Origin of the sequence: Dolichospermum circinale AWQC131C (genome assembly GCF_000426905.1) — a bacterium.
GTDB classification, from domain to species: domain Bacteria; phylum Cyanobacteriota; class Cyanobacteriia; order Cyanobacteriales; family Nostocaceae; genus Dolichospermum; species Dolichospermum circinale.
The window spans coordinates 115,263-136,331 of the sequence record NZ_KE384633.1 but is presented as its reverse complement, the minus strand read 5'-3'; the positions used below and the strand labels follow the sequence as shown (position 1 = coordinate 136,331).

Here is a 21,069-nt window from a genome sequence, read left to right as displayed (position 1 = left end):
CTCTTGTGGTGCGGGCATCTTGCCCGCTAGATATGTACCTCATAACACCGGGAAGTGCTGTAAATGTGTGTTGTTCAGGGTTAATAATTTTTGGAACAAGAATATCAAGAGTAGTTTTGCCAGAAATATCCTCAACTAATATCTCAAAGTGCATATATTCACCTTGCGTCCAAATAGTCACTGTACCAAAGTCCACCCAGGGGCAAACCCTCAGAAACAAGATTATTTATCAGAGGATCTTCACTAGCCCGCTTAATTTTAGCAAATCCATCCTCACCCTTTTCTAATACCCAAACTTCTTCAGGTTCAAGAGCATCTACAAAATATGGTTGATGTGTTGTCACAAATATTTGTGACCCACCTTTCTGACCTCTAGTGTGTTCTCGAAATTCTCTGGCTAGGGTTTCTAAAAGTTTATGATAAAGTCCATTTTCCGGTTCTTCGATACACAAAAATGGTGGTGGTGAAGGGTCTTCTAACATCAGAAGATAGCCAAATACTTTGAGTGTACCATCTGACATTTGTTGAGAATAAAATGGGTCTTGAAATCCCTTGTCGTTGAAACGCAAAAGCAGTCTTCCATCTAGACTTGCGTAAGTGCTAATCTTATTGACACCGGGAATTTTATTCGCTATTTTTTCCAGTATGGATTGAAACTTTTTGGGATGTTCTCTTTCCATAAATTGAACTACATTACCTAAATTATCTCCATGAATATTCAAATGCTTTTGTGGTCCGGCTAGAGGTAAACTGCGGGCAGCATCTGGTGTAAAATAGCTTAAATACCACCCTTCAATAAATCTTCTAAACATAGAAATTCGGGGATGTTGTTTAAGTGAACCTAAAGTAGCAATTCCCAGTTTTCGCGGATCATCAAGTTCAACTACTTCGGTTTCTTTAGTTTCTTCTTCTGCTTCACCTCTTTGGATTTTATCCATTAAATCTGACACATCAAAATCATCTTGCTTACCTTGTTGTTCACCTTTCCATGCGATTCCTCTGCCTTCATTGAGAATTAAAAAAGAAAAAGGTTGTCCCTTACTTTGTCCTATTCTGCGTTGTCTCAGTCTCTCTTTTTTTACATAAGGTCTTTGAAATGAGTCAATATCTATGGCTAATTCATAAGTAATTGGTCGGGCATTACCATCTTCTTTATAATAGATTTCAAACTCAATACTTCCCTGTTGTCCTTGAGAGAGAATTTTTTCAAACCCACCACGACCATGAGCATAACAAGCTTCTTCTACTCCATTTTTCAAGCAATCAGCAAGAAAGCCAAAAATGTCAAAAATCGTGCTTTTTCCCACGCCATTCTTACCAATAACCGCTGTCATTGGTGTTAATGGCTTGGCACTTTGTGTATTCCACAATTTCCCCAAGGTAATATCACGAATAACTCTGTAATTTCTAACTCTAAAGCCTTCTATTCTAGACATTTAATTTGCTCTACTTTGATTTTACTCACTAATTTTTTGAGGAATGAGATAAATTATTCCTGAAATAATTGTTAATATTACCGATATCCAAAAGGCAATTAAAATAGGAGTTTGCCAAGTTGGAGATAAGGGAGCAATTAGGAGAGATATGGCAATAATTTGACTAACTGTTTTCAGTTTACCCCAAATATTTGCACCGGTGATAGTAGTTTGATTAACTCGCCAACCTGCGATCGCTAATTCCCGTGCTAAAATTATAAAAACTGCCCAAGCTGGAATTTTTCCTAATTCTACTAACACTAATAATGGTGCAAGTACCAATAATTTATCTACCAAAGGATCAAGAAATTTACCTAATTCACTAATTTGGTTCAATTTTCTGGCCAAATATCCATCCAACCAATCAGTTAGAGCCGCAATTAAAAATATAGTTAAACATATCCATTTGGCTTGATTTGTAGGATTGTATAAACCGTAGAGTAAAAAAGGTATTCCCAGCAGTCGAGAAAAAGTAATCCAGTTAGGTAAAGTCATGAGAAAAATGTAATAACTCAGGAGTAAGGAGGAAGAATTAAAGACAGGGAGAAATAAAGAATTAGGAAGGAAATACAGGTGATCAAAACTGTATTTCATAATATCAGGAATAGCTATATATTCCTGATTTCCAACTTCCCTGTTAAAATCTTTCTACATCTGGGAATTTTTGAATAGGTACTTTTGCAGCTTCTCCACAAGTGCGAGGAGTAGGAAAAATCTTACCAGGATTTGCTAAATTTTGGGGATTAAAGACTTTTCTTACCCATTGCATTGTTTCCAAATCAGCTTCACTAAACATATCTGGCATATAGCATTTTTTATCAGCACCAATACCATGTTCACCAGAAATACTACCACCCACTTTTACGCATAATTTCAGAATTTCTCCTCCCAATTCTTCAACTTTTTCCAATTCTCCATGTACAGAATTATCAAATAAAATTAATGGGTGTAAATTACCATCTCCAGCGTGAAAAACATTAGCAATAGGATAACCATATTGATGACTTAACCGCTCAATTTCTTGGAGAACATAAGGTAATTGAGTGCGAGGAATTACACCATCTTGTACATAATAATCTGGGCTAATATGTCCCGCAGCGGCAAAAGCTGCTTTTCTACCTTTCCATAATTTTAATCTAGTTTCTGGGTCACTGGCGCTAGTCACATTTCGCGCTCCATTTTTTTGACAAATTTCTTTAAGTCGCTGTTTATTAGCAGAAACTTCGACTTCTAAACCATCAATTTCTACTAATAGAATAGCCGCAGCATCACGAGGGTAACAATTAGTGGCAACCACATCTTCTACAGCGTTAATACTAATATTATCCATCATTTCCATACCACCAGGAATAATGCCCGCGCTGATAATATCAGAAACCGTTGCAGCAGCAGCATCTACACTGGTAAAATCTGCTAATAAAACACAAATTGATTCCGCAGCTTTGAGAATTTTTAAAGTGATTTCTGTCGCAATTCCTAAAGTACCTTCTGAACCGACAAAGACACCTGTTAAATCATAACCTGGAGTTTCGGGAATTTGTCCACCAATATCAACAATTTCACCATTAGGAAGGACAATTTTTAAACCTAAAACATGATTTGTTGTTACACCGTATTTTAAACAATGTACCCCTCCTGAATTTTCGGCGATATTACCACCAATAGAACAAATAATTTGACTAGAAGGGTCTGGTGCAAAATAAAAACCAGCGCCGCTAACTGCTTGAGTTACCCAACTATTAATTACTCCGGGTTGGACAACTGCCCGTTGATTTTCTAAGTCTATTTTTAAGATTTGTCGCATTAATGAAGTGACAATTAAAACAGAATTTTCTGCTGGTAAAGCGCCACCAGATAAACCTGTTCCTGAACCTCTAGCAATAAAGGGAACGGAAAATTGATTGCAAATTTTGACGATTTCTGATACTTGTTCTGTGGTTCTTGGTAAGACTGCGACGGGGGGACATTGTTTATAGCTGGTCAAACCGTCACATTCATAGGTAAGGAGTTCTTCTTTGCGTTGTACTACACCTTTTTCTCCCAGGACTGCGACAAATTTTTTGATTATGGGTTTCCAGTTTATGGTTTGAGTTTTGGGTGATTCTTGGGTAAGCATAGAGTTTTTTATCTGTGGTAGATGTTGATGATAGCAAAATATTGATTTAACTGTCCATTATATCACAAATACGATGTTACATTAAAGTCTCCAATATCTTTTTACTCAGATGGTAATCGTTATTGATTAAGTAGATATTTTTTATGGTTTTGTGTATAATAGAAAATGGCACAATGATTAACAACAATTCAGATTCCATGGTTGTAGGATTCTATCTTGTACCAATTCGTTATACAAAGTGTTCTTGATTTACATAAAATTAGCTGATTAAATATTAAGAGAATATTCTTTCGGGGTTGATAAAGTCAAGATTCAGTCATATCAATTTTGGATTTTAGATTTTAGATTGACCTTAGATTGACCCTACATTTATATGAAGTTTAACAACTAAAAATTAAAGTCGGTTTCAGATAGGTATGAATAGTTATCTGAAACCTATTGTTAAGGTTGATCAGGTTTCCAGAAATTGAATAATTAGCAATTAATTTTAGACATCTGGAATATATCCCATTTTTTCCAAGTAGTGTATTACCTTAACAACGCTTTCATCAATACTTTCCTGTTCTGTATTACAAATAATTTCTGGATTTATAGGTTCTTCGTAGGGGTCATCAATACCTGTAAATCCTTTAATTTTTCCAGATCTAGCTTTGGCGTATAAACCTTTAACGTCCCTGTCTTCACAGGTTTCTAAAGATGCTTTCACATAAACTTCCACAAAATTTTCTGTCATCTGTCTTACTTTTTCTCTCGTTTCTCTATAGGGACTAATAGCAGAAACAATGGCAATTACCTGATAACGACTTAACAGACTGGCCACAAATCCAATGCGATGAACATTAATATCCCGGTCTTCTTTGCTGAAACCTAAACCTTGGGAAAGATGAGTTCTCACCACATCCCCATCTAAAACTTCTACCCGACAACATCGTTTTTTTAACTCCAATTCTACCCCCTGAGAAATAGTGGTTTTACCAGCACCACTTAACCCTGTAAACCATAAGGTTAATCCAGAATATTTCATGTTAATTTCCTTGTTATTTTTTGAATGAACCCGATATTTAAGAATCAAAACTTAATACAAGACTGATACTTAAATTTGATTAGCGTTAAAAAACTTTATACATTTCCCTTACTCTCTACTCCCCACCTCCTGTCTCCTTTTATATAATACCTGTGCCATGCCATTAAGAGGATGTTTTAAATGATATTTAATCGTTTAACCTGATTCTGGGTATTATGAACTCGATGGAGAACTTTTTTAGCTTCTTCCTGTTCTGGGAGACGTTACCAAAACCGGCAAAACCAGCCCTAACATATCCACACATTGCTACACTGCGTGGAGGACCACCGGATTTGGCTGATGGAAACTCTTCTGCTATCAATTCCCATTCCATGTCAAGTTACTAGGGTATGCTTTACTCATCTGCTCACAAGGTGCTATTATCTACAAATTCCAGCATATACTTTGTGAGCCTTCTTACAACAGCCTCCCACTTTTAAAACATCCTCTCAGTGAACTGATGCAAAATAAAGGCTTCGGAATCCACTTGTGTGTAAGAAGCATTCTAATAGTGTTATAATCTTTAATCCGGGCTGTCTGTAGTTTTTGCTACTATATCAGCCCCCTTTTCATCCTCTTTTTTTATAGTTTTGGGTCAGTTTGATAGAGCGGACTGGTGGAGGTTCAGACAGTGGTGGAAAATGAGAGTATAGAACAAATTCATGCCCAGGATGTTTCCTGGCGGTTTTGGCCTGTTGTGCCAATTTATCCTTATGGTCAACGTCGCACTATTCGTCAAGAAGTTATTAAAGATACTATTTGGACTTTCGACCAATTACAGGGAATTTTTTATGTAGTTGTGCCAATTCGCATGACTGTAATTAAGCTAGAAAAGGGCGGTTTACTAGTTTATGCACCTGTTGCACCCACGGGAGAATGTACCCGATTACTAAATGAATTAGTCACAGAACACGGTGATATTAAGTATATTATATTGCCGACGATATCAGGAATAGAACATAAAGTATTTGTAGGTCCGTTTGCGCGACGCTTTCCCAATGCACAGATATTTGTTGCTCCGGGACAATGGAGTTTTCCCCTAAATTTGCCTTTGAGTTGGTTGGGTTTACCTGATAAACGCACTCGGATATTACCTGAAAATAGCCAGGAAGCCCCTTTTGCTGAGGATTTTGATTATGCAATCCTTGGACCTATTGATCTCGGTTTGGGTAAGTTTGCAGAGGTGGCTTTTTTCCATAAGCGATCGCACACGCTCTTAGTTACAGATACTATAGTTTCAGTACCAGCAGAACCACCAGCAATTGTCCAACTTGACCCCTATCCTTTATTATACCACGCCAAAGATCAAGCTTTTGACATGGTTTTAGATACCCCAGCCAATCGCCTCAAAGGGTGGCAGCGAGTAACATTATTTGCCTTGTACTTCAGTCCTAGTACGTTGAAAGTACCTACATGGAGTCAAATATGGCGGGATGCCCAAAAAGCCCCAGAAAGGTCTAAAAAGGCATATTTTGGGTTTTTTCCTTTCCAATGGCAGGAAAATTGGCAAGATTCTTTTGATATTTTGCGAGGGAATGGGCGGATATTTGTTGCGCCAATTTTACAACGTTTGATTTTAAATCGCGCACCCCAGGAAACTATCAATTGGGCTGATAAAGTTGCAAAATGGGATTTTCAATGGATTATTCCCTGTCATTTTGATGCTCCAATTAAATCAGAACCGCAACAATTTCGTCAAGCATTTGGGTTTTTAGAAACACAACCCCTTGGAGGTTTTGTTAGTAGTAATAGTTATCTTTTACCGGAGGATGATTTTAAATTGTTGAGAGATATTGATGCGGGTTTGAATAAGCTTGGTATTGTACCACCAGCGCGGGAGAAGGTGTAGAATGACAGGGTATTATTCAGTTTTTAAATTTAACAAATTTCTTAAAAACTCAGTGAAATTTTTAATAGCTGGAATTTCCGCTGTCTCAATACTAATCCAATCATCACGCATAATAGTTACCGTATTTGTCATACCTGGCCGAAGAACACTGGCCACTGTGGCAATTATAGCTTTTTGTTGATCAAAAGGTTTCCACTCTAACTTTTTCTTCCTCTCTTCCTGAGAAAATTTATCTATATATTCCTTTGCTCTTTGCATATATTCAGGATAAACTAAATCTCCACAATCACAAATTAAAGTATCTAAAACTCCTAGTTGAGAATTATCTGGTAATATATAAATTCCTGCTTTTGTTTCTAATTCTGGTGAACCTTCTGTAACATTACCACTTTGAGTAACTTCAGTTGGAAAATGAGGAAAATATTCTTTAAAACCTTTATGATACTCTTTTACCACTTTGTCAGGTGTATTGTTATCAGTATCAGCTACTATTGCAAAAGCGAAAAGAGTTGAAATATCAATATCAGATAATTTATCACTTAAATTCTGAATTAACTCACCTCCATTACCTACATATATAGCTATTGAGAAATTATCATTATATAATATCTGAGGCATATCAAGCCTATCATATAAATTTCCACCTTTAGGATAATTAGGGATAAATTTTCGCCAAAAATTATCTAGTTCTGACATCTTCCCATCAAATTTAGAAAAGCCTAATAATTTACACAATATCCTAGATACAAAAGCCTGATCATGGGGACCCTCCACACCAATTAAAACATATTTCCGACTCACCAACGCACCTCCTGACCTAATTCTTCTCTTAAACGTCTTAATCTATGTCCATCATGTCTAACTACTTTTGTTTTTTCTTCCTTTGGTTCTAAGCGATAAAGCACTAAATCTGAATCTGATTCAGTAACTTCTAATAAAGCATCAACAGCTTCCAGACTATGGGTAGTTGCAAATAATTGAACATCCATTTCTGTACACCATTTAACTAACCATTGAAAAGAATTTTGTAAGGCTTCTGTATGAATTGTTGACTCTAATTCATCAATTAAAAGAATACCACCTTTGACACTGGCTAGTTTAAGAGCTATATGTAATAAGCGACGAATACCATCACCAAAGGTGCTGACTGGTGCAAGTCCTAGTTTTTCATGTTGAATATATATATTAAATCGAGAACTGATAGATTCTGGAGGTAACAATATTTCTATATCAGAAATATTGTTATCAATCTGTTTTAATAATTTAATTACATCAGCTTTAAAATTTTGAAATGTTGCTTCTGAAAGTAATCGAAATTGACCAACTTCTGAACGATGAGATGATGGTGTTACTACAGATGTCTTGAGACTTGGTTCTCTCTTTCCAGATAATCTATAAAAACGTTCATCCTCCCATAGCAAAAAATCTGTAATAAAAGCAGGTGGTTCGCCAAATAAACTTAATTGATAACCATCATCTGCAAATACCTCTATTTTTAGCTTAATTCCTTTCTTAACTCTTGGTGTATCTTCATTTTCAATTTCTTCTTCGTTGCTAATATTTGTGATATTGCTTTCCTCAGATAACGATATTTGCTCCATTTCTTCATAGCTTGCTATTAACTTCTTTACAGAAAATAAACCAGTGCTAGAAATAAGAATAATAGGTTTATCAGGTTCTACAATGGATGCATAATTATGTGTAAATAACCACTTTATAGCATCCAGTAGACGAATACGATATACTCCAATATCCTGCTCTCGTTGATTTGCTGTACTCAGCCACACTTTAATATCCAGTGGGTGACAGTAGACAGATAATGCTTCTAGAACACTAGTTTTCCCTGAGTTGTTAATACCCACAAGTAGGTTAATACGTCCGAGATCCTTTAGTTCTAAGTCTCGAAGTCCTCTAAATTGATGAATTGTGACGGTTTCTAAATTTCTCATAGACTTATTTTAGCTCAAGCTGTATACCATAGATTATTGTTCTAAAAGTTGTCAATATATAACATACCATATTGACAATGTAAATACAGTAATCTATCATTTATTTTATGGATGTCTACTTTATTTTAAATGGTATTACCTTCGTCTAGAACGAGGAAAAAAGTCTAAATAACCTTAGTAAACATAATGGCATAACCTTTAAACAAGCAGCAGAGGCATTTTTTGATCCATTCATCAAAATAGTAGATGCTAGTCGCAATGATGAAGCCAGAGATGCCATCATTGGTTTAGATACCCGTTGGAATCTTTTATTTGTAGTCCATATCGAATTTGAAGATGATGTAATCAGAATTATTTCAGCCCGTAAAGCCACACGAAAGGAGCGAGAATATTATGAAGATTGAAACATTAAAACAACGCTTAGACAAAAATCGCCCCATGATTACGGTTACGCTAAGAATACCAGAAGATGTAGTAGAAGAATTGAAACAACTTGCACCCATACTTGGTTTTTCTGGTTATCAACCCTTGATTCGAGCATATATTGGACAGGGAATGAGAGCAGATTTAGAAAAGTTAGAAAATAATACAGTTAATGCTTTAATTGCTAGTTTAAAACGACATGGTGTGAGTGATGATATTATTCATGAAGCATTAAATGAAGTTGTTAATAAATAGAAAAACGTTTAAAATTTTCAGATTCTTCTATCGAGAAGGGAATTAAGCCAGTTACGCACTTCTCCTTAAGTCGGTGATCTGAATTTTTTAATTAGAATTTTTTAATTATTTTCTCCCTCAATGATCGCTTTTTCTTCTGGAGTTAATTTATATAGTTTATAAACGATTTCATCAATTAACCAATCACATTGTTTTAGTTGTTTTTTGATGGGTAGGAGTGTGTTTAAACTGGCTTGATATTCTTTGGCTAATGTTTCTTGTTCTTTTCTACCGCTGATATCAATTTTTAGTTTTTTCTTGTTTTTCTTGAGAATATCAATTAATTCGTCAAGGGTTAAATGGTTGTCTGCTTGTTTTTGTTTATAATAATCACCTAAATAATTTTGAATTTTAGATTTATTGGTAAGATTATCAATATCAGTACCGATTAATCTGGCTAACCATGTTAAAAAGCTTTTGATTTCTGTTTGTTTTTGTTTATTTAATTCTATCATTTGTTCGGCTAAATATACCAGTAAGTCATGAATTACGTCTGCTTCTTCTGGTTGTTGGTTAAGGTGGTGATCAATTTGGGTAAGTAGGATATTTGGGTTATGATTGATTTGATATTGTTGGTAAAGGTTAATTGTGTTTTCTAGATAAGTTTGACGTTTTTCTGCGGGAGTTGTGAAGGAGATTTTTGGAACTGGTATTCTTGACAAATAAATAACTTTAACTTCAGCAAAAGGCTTACCAACCATCTGAAAATTTTTCTTTTGATACCACCATTTAATATAAAAAGAATTTAATATTGATAACAAAAAATAATCAGAAAAAATACTATCTTGTTTTTTGAGAAGACAATGTACAGAATTTTGACAAATCCTCAAATCACAATCAATACTTGCAATAATTGAATCATCAGTACGTCGGACTATAATTTTTTGATTTCTAAATATACTTTCATTTCTTGGTTCAGCTAACCATACACCATATTTAACATAAATAAGCTCGTTTTGAGTGACATATTTTTGTATATCTCCACCTGTAATTAGTGGTTCAAAATCTGGTAGTAATTTATTTGATGTATATGGTTTTTCCTTGACAACTAACTGCGTTTGAGGTGGATTACCTTTTCCTTTTTGATATAATTTTGTACCTCCACATATATTAACTAATTCTTCTAATTTAATACATTGATTAATAGACTTGTTCAAAATACTAATTTCTTCCATATTTAAATAATAATCAATTACATAGCCTTCATTTAATAACCATTCAGATGTCAAACGAAAATATCTAGTAATGATTTCCTGATTTGCAAAATTTAAAACTTCTGTGTTTTTACAACTATTAACATCTTTAGAAGCTATTAAAGCAGCAGTTTCTACAATTGCATCTTGAAAAGCCGATCTAAATTCTGCTATCTTAATTAATTGTGTAGTTTGTAAAACTAATTTCCTAAAATCACAACCACTTTCTAAAGTCATCCATGTATTAGGAGTAATTAAGCCTATAGTACCAATTTGGAAAATTATATCTAATGAAAGTTCAATAAAAAATAGATAAATATCTTTGGAAATAACAGTATTACTAATATATTGTAATTTAGGTCGATCCATAAGGTGGATTTCCAATCACAGCATCAAAACCGGGATTTTCTTTCCAACTAGCACTTTCTAAATCAATAAAAACCTCTGGAAATTCCAAATCCCAATGAAAAAACCGCTTTTGGTCAAACAACCTTCTCGCTTCTTCATATACCGCAATATCAGCAGCATTCATATTTTCAAACTTAGCATTGATCGCATTTATACCAAATCTTTCTAAAAAATTCTTAGCTTGTTTCACACCAAAAAATTGACAAACATAAATATCTAATAACCTTTTAAAAGGTTTCGCAGCTTGATCAAATTCCTTAAATAACCTCTCGCTGGTTTCCACTTCCGCAAAAGTTGCATCACTTAATGTACTCACACCGCGCATAATTTCCGCAGCACGTAACAACCCCACAAACGGACCTGTTAATAAACTCAATTGGCCACTTTCTTCCCTCATCATATTCGCTTCTGCTTCTCGCGCAGTTGTACCAATAAGAGAATTTCCGCAGCGTAAATGATGATCTAAAAAACTCAAAGGAGCGCCAATTGTGAAAAAATGTAACCATAAACTTACCTTGGCCAATTCTACGGCCATGGGATTTAAATCTACACCATAAATACAGCGTTTCATGACCACTCTTTGTAAAAGTTGATTATCGTCTAAGTTGATATCAATATTAATTCCCTGCTGTTGTAAGTTTTCTAAAATACTATTGCGGGTTTTTCCTAACATCTCCAAAATGGGATTATGTTCGGGATATTCATTTAAAATATTGATTAATTCGTCTGTCAAATAATCAACAGCTTCGACTAAAAAGTGTCCGCTTCCCATAGCAGGATCACAAATTTTAATATCAAGTAAAGTATTTTGTGCTTGTCTTTCTAAACGTTGTAAATCTTTTTGTAAGCCGTTACGACTTTGTATTCCTAATCTACCATCTATCATTTTTTCATGTAATTGGTTAATTTGCGTCATTAAATCTGCAAATCTTTGTTTTCTCTCCTCTAAAATTGGTTTGAGAGTATGACTAACAATGTATTTAACAATATAATCTGGTGTGTAATAAGAACCTGTAGCTTTTCTTTCACCCTTATCATTTTCTAAATGCACTTTTCCGGTTTTTTCATCTTCAATGATTAAACGATATTCTAATAATCCTTCATAAATTGAACCCAATTGTCGCACACCTAAAAAGCTGTAGTCAATGGGTAATTTTTCAAAACGTGCTAATTTATCCAAAGCGGGAAATAAAATAGCATCAGATATTTGATGTTCAGACAAAAAATAATTCTCTGGATAATCTTCTCTATCTCCAAGTTCATGAAAATCAAAGTGAAATAAACCACCATTATAACGAGGTACTGCTAAGGCTTTATCACCCCTATCTACTATTTCAAATAAACCTAACAAACTCTGATAAATTTTTGTGGAAGTTTCACTTAATGTTCTTTTTTTATCCAGACTTGCGGCTATTTCTTGGGTAATTTTAATTAAACTATAATCACGGTAAGCGGTGGTAATTGGTAATAAGTTTCTCGCTTCAGCATATAAGAGAAATAACAACTTATATAAAAATGATAAAGTCGCTGCGTAAATCTGTTTTGGTTCTACGGTTTTTCCCCGTCGCATTGCGTCTACCATAAACCCTCTTGCTAAATCAGGAAATATCTGATCAAATACTAAGGTTTTTAATTCGTTTCCTACTTGAGTCGCATAAGTTGTACTTCCTGCTCTGACTCGTTCTAAAAAGTTTTTGTTGTAGCTATCTTTTGCAAAAGCCGCGCTTCTAAAAAATAACCAAAAGTATTTGAATTGTTCTATATCTTCGGTTTCTAATAATTCGACTAAATCAACTGGATAAAATTCCGTTGCGGTAGAAGAAGCTTGACGATAATATAAACGCCATTCTCTCCCATTGGTTAAAATTCCCCAGTCAACATTTGTCCCACTTAAATAACTGGAAATCTGAAAAGATGGGTTGGTATTTTTGAAAATGTCTCGTTGATCATTGGCGGAAATTTTACTTAATTGTCGTTGCCAATATTTAGCTTCTGCTATGACTAATACTCGACTATAAAAGGCAGTTTCATTATTTTGAAAAGAGTAGGCTGTATCTCTTTCACTTTCATTTAAAAACAAGGCATAATCAGGACGTTCGGCTCTACCTTGACCGCGAGAAATAACTTGAGGAATATATTTAAAACCTAAAATTTCTAAAGCTGGTTTAATAAATATATCTTCGGTTTGAGATTCATTGAGAGTAGCTAAAATCGTCTTTTTTGATGAATAAAGATTTTTTAATGCCGCAAATTCTGCTTTAATATCTAATTGCCATTCTGGAAGTTCTTGAATGCGATAATCTAAATAATGTTGAGAAAATAAGGGTTTATTTGTGTTTTTTGTATTTGTCATGATTGGAAATCGAAAAAATCTATAGATTCACGGGAAACTCATCTAATTTGTTGTGAAAAAATATCACTTATATGAATAAAGAAATATCAGACTCATAGGTGGATATCAAGAAGATTTGATGGTAAATATATATTTTTATTATATATTTTTATTCATCATCAAACTTAATCAGACCTTTTGGTACACCTTCATCAATTCAATTCATTGTTTAACCTGATCAAATATTGTTATGAGATTAATATTATAACATTACAGTTACATAAAATTAGCTGATTAAATATTAAGATTTATTAATAAACATGATCAGCATCAGGATGTCCAGGATGAAAGGATAAACAGGATAAAAAAGATATTTGATCACCAATTACCTATGATTCATGACCAAATTACCAGCCTCAACCAGATGAATGACAACTTGAGTTATTATAAATTAGAGATTTTTTGAAGATCCTGAATTTCTACATTTAAGAACCATTACTTTTATGAATTTTCGTGATGAGTTTAAATTGTTACTTCGCGCTCGGTATCCATTGATTTATATTCCCACCTATGAAGAAGAACGGGTAGAAGCTGCGATTCGGGAAGAAGCCATCAATCAAGGTAATCGTCCGGTGTATACTTGGGATTTTGTAGACGGTTATCAGGGAAGTCCTAATGATGTGGGATTTGGTAAACGTAACCCGTTACAGGCCTTAGAGTTTGTGGAAAAATTGACTGCTGCGGCCTCTGCGGTGTTGATTTTGCGGGATTATCATCGTTTTTTGGATGATGTGGCTATTTCTCGTAAACTCCGTAATTTAGCCCGACTATTGAAGTCGCAACCGAAAAATATTGTTTTATTATCCCCCCGCGTCGTTATTCCTGATGATTTAACAGAAGTGCTAACAGTGGTGGAATTTCCCCTACCTAACGCTGGGGAGATCAAAACAGAGGTAGAACGGTTATTACAAACCACGAACAACCCTCCTGGTGGTAAGTTCTTGGATGATTTGGTGCGTTCTTGTCAAGGGTTGTCTATGGAAAGAATCCGTCGGGTGTTAGTACGGGCGATCGCATCCCATGGACAATTACAACCAGAAGATGTAGATTTAGTCTTAGCAGAAAAGCGCCAAACTATCCGCCAAACTCAAATTCTCGATTTTTATCCCGCAACTGAGGAAATTACTGATATTGGGGGACTAGATAATTTGAAAGATTGGTTAATTCGTCGCGGTGGTTCTTTTAGTGAAAAAGCCCGACAATATGGTTTACCCCACCCCCGTGGGTTAATGTTAGTAGGAATTCAGGGAACTGGTAAATCTTTAACCGCTAAAGCGATCGCCCACCATTGGCACTTACCTTTGTTACGCTTAGATGTAGGGCGGTTATTTGGCGGTTTGGTGGGTGAGTCAGAATCTCGCACCCGACAAATGATTCAAGTCGCAGAAGCGCTCGCTCCCTGTATACTATGGATTGATGAAGTTGATAAGGCTTTTTCTGGTTTGGGTAGCAAAGGTGATGCAGGTACTACTAGTCGAGTATTTGGGACTTTTATCAATTGGTTGGCTGAAAAAACTTCCCCTGTGTTTGTTGTGGCCACCGCTAACGATATTCAAGCTTTACCACCAGAAATGTTAAGAAAAGGGCGATTTGATGAAATTTTCTTTGTTGGTTTACCTAGTCAGGAGGAACGAAAAGCAATTTTTAATGTCCATTTATCCCGATTACGTCCCTATAATTTGAACAGCTATGAGATTGATAGGTTAGCCTATGAAACTCCCGATTTTTCTGGTGCAGAAATTGAGCAAACTTTAATCGAAGCTATGCACATTGGTTTTAGTCAAAACCGTGATTTCACAACCGATGATATTTTAGAAGCTGCTAGTCAAATTATCCCCTTAGCGCGAACCGCTGTCGAGCAAATTCAAAAACTCCAAGAATGGGCCGCAGCCGGTAGGGCCCGTCTAGCTTCAAAATATACCCCTTTAAATCAACGTATCCAACGTCAAGAAAAGAATTAAAAATTAAAAATCTTTTACCTATTCCCTAGTCCCTACTATATGTTTAAAAACCTACTTAAATTTATACTTGGTCAACTTTTAGCGATCGCGGTTTTATTAGGTACTGGCTTGATAATTGCTCTTTATTTTGTCAACCGTACTGCCGTAAATCCACCCAAACCGATGTTTGCTAACGATAATCCTACAAACGAAATCACAAAGCCTAAAGCCATTACCAAGCCTAAACCTGAGAAAAAAGTTATTTCTAGTCCAGTACCTACACCTACTCCCACAAAATCACCCAATACATTACCACCAGGTGCTTATCAAGGAATTGTTACTTGGCCAGAAGGGCTAAGTATGAGAGCAGAACCAGATATAAATTCTCCCAGTACAGGAGGAGTTGGCGGTAATAAACAAGTTATTATTTTAGAGCAAAGTACGGATAAAAAATGGCAAAAAATTCGCATTGCTGATACTAACCAAGAAGGTTGGGTAAAAGCAGGTAATATTCAACGTTCTCAGTAACCGAATTTTAGATTTTGGATTTTGGATTTTGGATTTTAGATTTGGGATCAGGACTTACGCAAAATATCTCTCAAACCCTCTTTTCTTCGTTCTCTTCGTTCCTCCGTGGTTCATTATTCCATGACTTGTGCGTAAGTCCTATGGGATTTTGGATTTTAGATTTTGGATTTTAGATTTTAGATTTTGAATACTCAATGAAAAATGTACTAACTGCTGACAAAACCACGTTTAATTTGTTCACGTTCAATGGCTTGAAATAAAGCCATAAAGTTACCTTCTCCAAAACCTTGAGCTAAAAGACGACGTTCAATAAATTCAAAGAAAAAAGTTGGTTGTGAAAAAATTGGTTGGCTGAAAATTTGCAATAATAGTTGTCCTATAGTCGCATCTTCATGCCAGTCTACCAAAATTTCCTGCTGGGCGATCGCTTTTAATTCTTGAAGTGACAGGGAAAATTTATCTCGTTTTTGTAACTGGGCATAGTAATTTTGAGAAACAGAAAGAAAGGATAAACCAGCAGCACGAAAACAAACAATTGCATCAACAAGATTTGGTATCAGTAAAGCAATATGTTGAATACCTGCCCCTCTATTCACCTCTATAAACTCCTGAATTTGCGAACTAGGTGACGCTGGTTCATTAATTGGTAATTGGATATTTCCATGGGGAGAAATCATCACCCGACTATGCAAACCAGAACGATCAGTTTTAATTTTAAAACTTTGTTGAGGCTGGAAATCAAAGATGTTTTGATACCAATTAACAGCGGCTTCTAACTCACCAACTCCCACATTCAAAACTAGATGATCAATTGCGGTAATAGCATGATGTACTTGCTCCCTCTTACCTGTTACCTCTTGCCTGATTTTGTCCTTATTTCTGGTAATTAATGTATGATTCAAACTACCCCAGGCTGCAATTTTAGCATACTTACAAAATCCAGCATCAACCACCGGTTGCAGAACTTTTGCACCATTGCTGATGGCCTTTGCTGTCAATGTTTCCACATCATCAACAACAAAGGCTATATCAGCCACACCAGGAGGATGTTGACGCAAAAATTCAGCCACAGGACTAGTAGGTAAAATCGGAGAAGAAAGTAAAAAGTATACAGAGCCACTTTTTACTACTTTTGTACAAGTATGCAAGGATTTTTGACGATAAGAAAGACTTGGAAAAATGCCCTCATTTACTGCTTGAAAACCAAGACAATATACAAACCAATCTCTCCACCTTACTGCATCTTCAACATAGAAGTGAACATGATCAACCAGCATAACTTATTCAAAATCAGGTATTCAAAATCAGGTATTGAAAATCAAGTATTTCAAGTATTTATTATCAGCTTTCATCTGTTATATACTAGAAAAATAAATGACTCTCAGGTTGAATATTAATTTCCATTGGTATAGCCTGGGGTTCAACCGATAAAGCATAGAAAATCGCATTTGCAGCAGTTTCACAACTGAGCATTTTATTCCGATCTACTTTTAAATTTACCTGATCCCAAAAAGGAGAATCTATTCCCCCAAAGTAAAACAGCGTTATCTTCACTCCAAAGCGTTTCAGTTCTTCTGCTATGGATTTACTAAAACCCACTACACCAAATTTAGAAGCAGAATAAGCCGCAGCCATGGGCATAGAATGTTTACCCAGAATACCGACAACGTTACAAATATGACCAGATTTACGTTTTTGCATCTCTTTCGCTGCTGCTTGAGTGGTGTAAAAACAGCCTTTTAAATTCAAATTTAGCATTTTCTCTAAATCTGCTGGTTCAATAGTGTTGTAGGCTTTAAGAATGCCCGCTCCGGCTGCATTTACTAAGACATCAATTTGTCCAAACTGGCTTATTGTCCTTTGGATTAATGTATCTACTTGTTGAGGTTGAGTAATATCAGTGGGAACTATAAGTACATTTCCAGATTCTCCCGGTAACTCACTTGCTAATGCTGCTAAATTTTCCGCGTTTCTAGCTGCCAGTACCAACCTCACCCCTGTGGGCGCTAGTTGACGAGTCAGGGTTGCACCAATACCACCAGTAGCACCGACAATGACAATAACTTTATCTTGTAGCATCACATTATTTACATTTCTTCACAGACTATATTTATCATATACAGAACTTAGGCAAAATAGAACGAAAGTAGGGGTTTTCTTCGGAAAAAAAACCCCAAACCTAGTTAATGTCCCGTTTGTCTACATTTATCCGATTTGTGGATGATTTTGATAGTCCCTGACCTCAAGATATTTTCAATAGACATCTGGTGAAAAATATTGTAGAGACGTTCCATGGAACGTCTCTACAAGGGTTTCAAGTGACGCACATTTAATTCTCACAAGATGTCTAATGCAAAAATTAGATCCTCCTCAATTAGTGCTGAAGGTTTTAGCAACACACACAGGAAATCATTTCCCAGTTGTGAGAAATCCGGGATTAAAGATAGAAAAATTTTGATTCAGAGGGTAAGTATTCAGCGATAGTAATTGTTCATATCCAGATCCCAGAATTTAACAAAGAAATTTATCATTTATGGAATATAATAAATCAAATGAGTCGGGAATATGATCGCCTCACCTGAACTATTAATTATTACTCAGACAGATTTAATAGGAGCAATCATAGCTCATGAGTTAGTAAAATTGCAACTACAGAAAACCAATCTAGTTTTCAGTTATAGAGTATTTTATATCTGTTTAAATTTTCCTTTTCTTCCTTTAGGTCTTTGCGTCTTGGCGGAATATCAAAATATTCATCTTAGACTGGTGATTTGTGTTTGTATTTTACAGCTAAAAGTGCTACAACCTAGTTAATCATCTGCTCATTTAAGATTCAAAAACCCTATGTTAGCAGGCACAATTTTACAGAATGGAAAATATACCATCCTCCAGGAAATAGGGCGGGGCGGATTTGGTGTTACTTTTAAAGCTATGCACCACTATTTAGGTCAAGAAGTGGTAATGAAGACTATCCATGAACACTTGCGACAACATCCCGATTTTCCCAAATTCCAGCGCCAATTTCAAGAGGAAGCCAAAAGATTAGCTACTTGTGTTCATCCTCACATTGTCCGGGTAAGTGACTTTTTTCAGGAAGACAGTCTACCCTATATGGTCATGGAATACATTCCCGGAGAGACTTTAGGTACAGCATTTGTATTACCAGGAATACCCCTACCAGAAGCCACCGCTATTCATTATATCCGCCAAATAGGCGCGGCTTTACAGGTAGTACATCATAACGGGTTATTACACAGAGATGTTAAACCAGATAATATTATTTTGCGTCAAGGAACTCAGGAAGTAGTATTAATTGATTTTGGGATTGCTAGAGAATTTAATGATGGGGCAAAACAGACACACACAAGTTTGGTCAGCGAGGGTTATGCACCCATTGAACAATATTTAACCCAAGCACCACGCACAGCAGCCACAGATGTGTATGGGTTAGCGGCGACCTTATATGCACTATTAACGGCACAAGTTCCTATACCTGCATTATTGCGCGATCGCCAGAAAATGCCCTCTCCTAATGAACTACAGCCCAGTCTTAGCGCGGCTGTTAATGAAGCAGTGATGCGGGGAATGGCTATAGAACCCCAATTTCGGCCTAATACAGTCGCAGAATGGCTACAAATGCTACCGGGGAATGGGTTAAATGTCATATCACCAATTTTACCTACTCAGTCAGTACCTACTATTAATTTATCGGGTTTAAAGTCAAAAAATTTACATAAAAAAGTTACTCCTGTTCCCATTTCTACACCATCAATCATCAACAAAGTCCCTGATATTAAACAAAAAACAGGTGTACCGAAAGGAGTTATTGGTGTGGGTATCGCTTTACTTGCAGCTACAGCAGGTTTTAGCATGATTCGGACATTATTAAAACCATCACCTAAACCGCTGGTTGAACAAACTACTTACGAATCTAACACACCCAAACCTGTTGTTGAAATATCACCATCACCTGAAAGTGAAAAGACTCAAACCTCCTATTCCAGGGAATCTATACCAGTGCGTAGTTTGAGAAGAAAAAGGAAAAATGTGATTGTTTCTCCAGAACCAACTCCTACTAGTAATAGTAGTAATAGCAGTTATGAAGAAAAAGCACCTGAAGATAACTCTCAACCTACCCCAACTCCTGATACAACAATAGAGAAATCAACACCAGTTGTTACTCCTTCACCGTCTTTAGTAGACACTTTGCGTGAGGCTAAAGAATCACAGAAAACCCTTCCTCCAGTCCCAAAAAATACCGTACCAGAATCCGATCAAAATCAGGTATTACCCCCATCTTCACCAGCATCTCGTCCCGTAATTATCCCTCAAAAGGAAACTCAACCAGCAAATTCTTCTTCTGTGGAAGTCCCAACCCAAGAAACAAACCAAAATCAAGCACCGGAAAATCAACCGCAAAAGGCAGAAAAACCGCCACAAAATGGGGAAAAACCACTGCAAGATGGGGAAAAACCACCACAATAAGCAGTAAATTCAACGGAGAGGGGGGGATTCGAACCCCCGTTGAGTTTCCCCAAAACGCATTTCGAGTGCGTCACCATCAACCACTCGGACACCTCTCCAATAAATTATGATTAATTGGGATTATAGCACAACAAGAAAGAAAATTTCTGTGTGTTCTAGGTCAATCTGCCATAACGTGCTGTCATTACACTTTCAGGATGAGATTGATTATATAACCAAGCCCACATTTGATCACCAAAGGAAAAATGCCACCATTCTTTAGGATTACGTTGAAATCCAGCTTTTAACATGACATTGTACAATAATTGGCGGTGAGTATGGTAGGTTTGATGACTATTAATATAATAATCGGGATGCGATCGCCCGGACATTTCATCAATGGGTGAACCCATATCCACAATTTCCCCAGTATCATTGACTAAGGTAATATCCACCGCAGCACCCGTACTATGGGGAGGAGGGGTATTCATATCCAAGCTTGGTACAGCCCAAATTTCATAAACTGCTTCCCAGACTTCTTCGAGTTGCTGGGGTGACAATTCTGCTGCTGTTAAACCCCTACTTGCCAGTGCTTCCCTAAAACTATAATCTACCATAAATTGTTGGATAGCTACGGGACGATAAGCATCGAATATTTGAATGTACCAATGGGGATTTGTAAATTGTAAATAATTTTGCGCCTGAATCAAATTGGAAATTACACTTTCGCGCAAATAATAAGGTGAATGTTCTCCATAATTAGCACCTAACTTTTGATAAGGGTGAGGAGATTCTACCGCAAATAGTTCCAGAGGAATTTTCACTAAAGGTTCACCACATTCAATAATGGGGATTTGGTGGTATGGTCGCATTTTAGTTGTTAATTTAATCTCAGATATCAGGTTTTGTATGATGTCTGTATAAATTACAGCGCATTAACACAAAAATAGGTACAAATTGTGCGGGCAGGATGCC

General features: G+C 36.1%; 17 protein-coding genes, 1 tRNA gene and 2 pseudogenes. 7 read left to right on the top strand and 13 right to left on the bottom strand.

Translation table 11 applies throughout. The features are described from left to right. The 5 genes and pseudogenes from ACIR131C_RS26195 to cysC form a co-directional block, all read right to left on the bottom strand. Positions 1–181, bottom strand: a pseudogene (locus tag ACIR131C_RS26195) (hypothetical protein); the annotation flags it as partial. Next, positions 159–1,436: an AAA family ATPase gene (locus tag ACIR131C_RS0117180; protein ID WP_028091200.1), complete on the bottom strand. Its 1,278-nt coding sequence runs from the start codon at positions 1,434–1,436 to the stop codon at positions 159–161. The pseudogene ACIR131C_RS26195 and the gene ACIR131C_RS0117180, both read right to left, overlap by 23 nt. 21 nt (positions 1,437–1,457) lie before the next feature. Further along, complete coding sequence (pgsA, locus tag ACIR131C_RS0117175; protein ID WP_028091199.1) at positions 1,458–1,970, bottom strand: CDP-diacylglycerol--glycerol-3-phosphate 3-phosphatidyltransferase; 513 nt, start codon at positions 1,968–1,970, stop codon at positions 1,458–1,460. Positions 1,971–2,112: 142 nt separating this feature from the next. Next, a complete protein-coding gene (gene glcD / locus ACIR131C_RS0117170) occupies positions 2,113–3,591 on the bottom strand; it encodes a glycolate oxidase subunit GlcD (protein WP_028091198.1) in 1,479 nt (492 codons plus the stop codon). A 487-nt stretch (positions 3,592–4,078) separates the two neighbouring features. Beyond that, positions 4,079–4,660 (bottom strand): adenylyl-sulfate kinase, encoded by a 582-nt coding sequence (gene cysC, locus ACIR131C_RS0117165; RefSeq protein ID WP_269208809.1) that lies wholly within the window; start codon positions 4,658–4,660, stop codon positions 4,079–4,081. A 625-nt stretch (positions 4,661–5,285) separates the two neighbouring features. Between cysC and ACIR131C_RS0117155 the strand changes: the two genes are divergently transcribed. After that, positions 5,286–6,503, top strand: coding sequence for a DUF4336 domain-containing protein (locus tag ACIR131C_RS0117155; RefSeq protein WP_028091195.1), 1,218 nt, complete (start codon positions 5,286–5,288; stop codon positions 6,501–6,503). Positions 6,504–6,515: 12 nt separating this feature from the next. Here the strand turns inward: ACIR131C_RS0117155 and ACIR131C_RS0117150 are convergent, their stop codons facing one another. Then, positions 6,516–7,277: a DUF3226 domain-containing protein gene (locus ACIR131C_RS0117150; RefSeq protein ID WP_334310535.1), complete on the bottom strand. Its 762-nt coding sequence runs from the start codon at positions 7,275–7,277 to the stop codon at positions 6,516–6,518. Between the two features lie 23 nt (positions 7,278–7,300). Beyond that, the gene (locus ACIR131C_RS0117145; protein WP_028091193.1) at positions 7,301–8,452 is read right to left on the bottom strand and encodes an AAA family ATPase; all 1,152 of its coding nucleotides are present in this window, start codon (positions 8,450–8,452) and stop codon (positions 7,301–7,303) included. Positions 8,453–8,613: 161 nt separating this feature from the next. Here ACIR131C_RS0117145 and ACIR131C_RS24780 point away from each other — a divergent pair. Together ACIR131C_RS24780 and ACIR131C_RS0117140 are read left to right on the top strand one after the other, a co-directional pair. After that, positions 8,614–8,856, top strand: a pseudogene (locus tag ACIR131C_RS24780) (BrnT family toxin); the annotation flags it as partial. Beyond that, entirely contained in the window at positions 8,846–9,130 is a 285-nt protein-coding gene (locus ACIR131C_RS0117140) for a hypothetical protein (protein ID WP_015083498.1), read from the top strand. The pseudogene ACIR131C_RS24780 and the gene ACIR131C_RS0117140, both read left to right, overlap by 11 nt. Before the next feature lie 101 nt (positions 9,131–9,231). Here ACIR131C_RS0117140 and ACIR131C_RS26190 read toward each other — a convergent pair whose 3' ends face one another. After that, a complete protein-coding gene (locus ACIR131C_RS26190; RefSeq protein ID WP_196811794.1) occupies positions 9,232–10,731 on the bottom strand; it encodes a TaqI-like C-terminal specificity domain-containing protein in 1,500 nt (499 codons plus the stop codon). Further along, entirely contained in the window at positions 10,718–13,123 is a 2,406-nt protein-coding gene (locus tag ACIR131C_RS26185; protein ID WP_196811793.1) for an Eco57I restriction-modification methylase domain-containing protein, read from the bottom strand. Before ACIR131C_RS26185 ends, ACIR131C_RS26190 begins: the two co-directional genes overlap by 14 nt. A 482-nt stretch (positions 13,124–13,605) precedes the next feature. On the opposite strand from ACIR131C_RS26185, the gene ACIR131C_RS0117130 reads away from it, so the two are divergent. Together ACIR131C_RS0117130 and ACIR131C_RS0117125 are read left to right on the top strand one after the other, a co-directional pair. After that, positions 13,606–15,123 (top strand): AAA family ATPase, encoded by a 1,518-nt coding sequence (locus ACIR131C_RS0117130; RefSeq protein ID WP_028091192.1) that lies wholly within the window; start codon positions 13,606–13,608, stop codon positions 15,121–15,123. A gap of 39 nt (positions 15,124–15,162) precedes the next feature. Beyond that, positions 15,163–15,630, top strand: a complete 468-nt coding sequence (locus ACIR131C_RS0117125) for an SH3 domain-containing protein (RefSeq protein WP_028091191.1) — start codon at positions 15,163–15,165, stop codon at positions 15,628–15,630. A gap of 206 nt (positions 15,631–15,836) precedes the next feature. Here the strand turns inward: ACIR131C_RS0117125 and hppD are convergent, their stop codons facing one another. Together hppD and ACIR131C_RS0117115 are read right to left on the bottom strand one after the other, a co-directional pair. After that, positions 15,837–16,907, bottom strand: a complete 1,071-nt coding sequence (hppD, locus tag ACIR131C_RS0117120; RefSeq protein ID WP_028091190.1) for a 4-hydroxyphenylpyruvate dioxygenase — start codon at positions 16,905–16,907, stop codon at positions 15,837–15,839. Between the two features lie 85 nt (positions 16,908–16,992). Beyond that, entirely contained in the window at positions 16,993–17,709 is a 717-nt protein-coding gene (locus ACIR131C_RS0117115) for an SDR family oxidoreductase (RefSeq protein WP_035372323.1), read from the bottom strand. A gap of 486 nt (positions 17,710–18,195) precedes the next feature. Between ACIR131C_RS0117115 and ACIR131C_RS0117105 the strand changes: the two genes are divergently transcribed. Both ACIR131C_RS0117105 and ACIR131C_RS0117100 read left to right on the top strand, forming a co-directional pair. Then, positions 18,196–18,444 (top strand): hypothetical protein, encoded by a 249-nt coding sequence (locus ACIR131C_RS0117105; protein WP_028091188.1) that lies wholly within the window; start codon positions 18,196–18,198, stop codon positions 18,442–18,444. 30 nt (positions 18,445–18,474) lie between these two features. Continuing rightward, the gene (locus tag ACIR131C_RS0117100; RefSeq protein ID WP_028091187.1) at positions 18,475–20,115 is read left to right on the top strand and encodes a protein kinase domain-containing protein; all 1,641 of its coding nucleotides are present in this window, start codon (positions 18,475–18,477) and stop codon (positions 20,113–20,115) included. 13 nt (positions 20,116–20,128) lie between these two features. On the opposite strand, the gene ACIR131C_RS0117095 is transcribed toward ACIR131C_RS0117100, so the two are convergent. Together ACIR131C_RS0117095 and ACIR131C_RS0117090 are read right to left on the bottom strand one after the other, a co-directional pair. Next, positions 20,129–20,213, bottom strand: a tRNA-Ser gene (locus ACIR131C_RS0117095). Positions 20,214–20,270: 57 nt separating this feature from the next. Continuing rightward, a complete protein-coding gene (locus ACIR131C_RS0117090) occupies positions 20,271–20,966 on the bottom strand; it encodes a M15 family metallopeptidase (RefSeq protein WP_028091186.1) in 696 nt (231 codons plus the stop codon). Positions 20,967–21,069: the final 103 nt, after the last annotated feature.